Origin of the sequence: Streptomyces durbertensis, from assembly GCF_014156695.1 — a bacterium.
GTDB lineage: Bacteria > Actinomycetota > Actinomycetes > Streptomycetales > Streptomycetaceae > Streptomyces > Streptomyces durbertensis.
This window is the reverse complement of sequence record NZ_WMLF01000750.1, coordinates 1-1,397: the sequence shown is the minus strand read 5'-3', so window position 1 is coordinate 1,397 and position 1,397 is coordinate 1. Positions and strand designations below refer to the sequence as shown.

At 74.3% G+C, this 1,397-nt stretch carries 2 protein-coding genes; both read left to right on the top strand.

Annotation, left to right across the window (positions count from 1 at the left end; all coding sequences use genetic code 11):
* The first annotated feature begins 5 nt into the window (after nt 1-5).
* Nucleotides 6-632, top strand: coding sequence for a precorrin-8X methylmutase (locus GL263_RS26520; RefSeq protein WP_182858276.1), 627 nt, complete (start codon nt 6-8; stop codon nt 630-632).
* A gap of 89 nt (nt 633-721) precedes the next feature.
* Nucleotides 722-1,397, top strand: a 676-nt coding sequence (locus GL263_RS26515; RefSeq protein WP_267132798.1) for a precorrin-2 C(20)-methyltransferase, incomplete at its 3' end; no start/stop codon positions are given.

Below are 1,397 nucleotides of genomic sequence, written 5' to 3'. Positions count from 1 at the left end.
GCACAGTGTTCGAGTACGAGAAGGACGGCGCGGCCATCTACCGCCAGTCCTTTGCGACCATCCGCGCCGAGGCGGACCTCGCCGCGCTGCCCGCCGACGTCTCCCGGGTTGTCGTGCGGATGATCCACGCCTGCGGCATGACCGACCTGGTGAAGGACGTGCTGTACAGCCCGTCCGTCATCAGCGACGCGCGCGCCGCGCTGCGGGCCGGCGCGCCGATCCTGTGCGACGCGAAGATGGTCGCCAGCGGCGTCACCCGCAAGCGCCTGCCCGCCGACAACGACGTCGTGTGCACCCTCTCCGACCCCGCCGTGCCCGCGCTCGCCGCCGAGTTGGGCACCACCCGCAGCGCCGCCGCGCTGGAACTGTGGCGGGACCGGCTCGACGGCGCCGTCGTCGCCGTCGGCAACGCCCCCACCGCGCTGTTCCGCCTCCTGGAGATGCTGGAGGAAGGGGCCCCGCGCCCCGCCGCGATCATCGGCGTGCCCGTCGGCTTCATCGGCGCCGCCGAGTCCAAGGAGGCACTGGCCGCCTACGGCAAGGGAGTCGAGTACCTGGCGGTGCGCGGCCGGCGCGGAGGCAGCGCCATGGCCGCCGCCGCGCTCAACGCGATCGCGAGCGAGGAAGAGTGAGCGAGCAGCAGACCGCCGGCACCGCCGGCGAGACCACGCCCACCGGCCGGCTGTACGGCGTCGGCCTCGGCCCCGGCGACCCGTCGCTGATGACCGTCCGCGCCGTCGAGGTGATCCGCGAGGCGGACGTCGTCGCCTACCACAGCGCCCGGCACGGCCGCAGCATCGCCCGTTCCATCGCCGCCCGCCACCTGCGCCCCGAGCACATCGAGGAGAAGCTGGTCTACCCGGTCACCACCGAGACCACCGACCACCCCGGCGGCTACCGGGGCGCGATGGAGGAGTTCTACGCCGAGGCCGCCGCCCGGCTCGCCGCGCACCTGGACGCCGGCCGCACCGTCGCCGTGCTCGCCGAGGGCGACCCGATGTTCTACGGCTCCTACATGCACATGCACAAGCGGCTCGCCGACCGCTACCCCACCGAGGTCATCCCCGGCGTCACCTCCGTCTCGGCCGCCGCCGCCCGGCTCGGCACACCCCTCGCCGAAGGCGAGGAGGTGCTCACCATCCTGCCCGGCACCCTCCCCGAGGAGGAGCTCACGGCCCGCCTCGCCGCCACCGACGCCGCCGTTGTCATGAAGCTCGGCCGCACCTTCCCCACCGTCCGCCGCGCGGTCACCGAAGCCGGCCGCCTCCCCGAGGCCCGCTACGTCGAACGCGCCACCATGGACGGCGAACGCACCGCCCCGCTCGCCGACGTCGACGAACAGTCCGTCCCGTACTTCTCCGTCGCCGTCCTCCCCTCCCGGATCGCCAGCCCGCCCC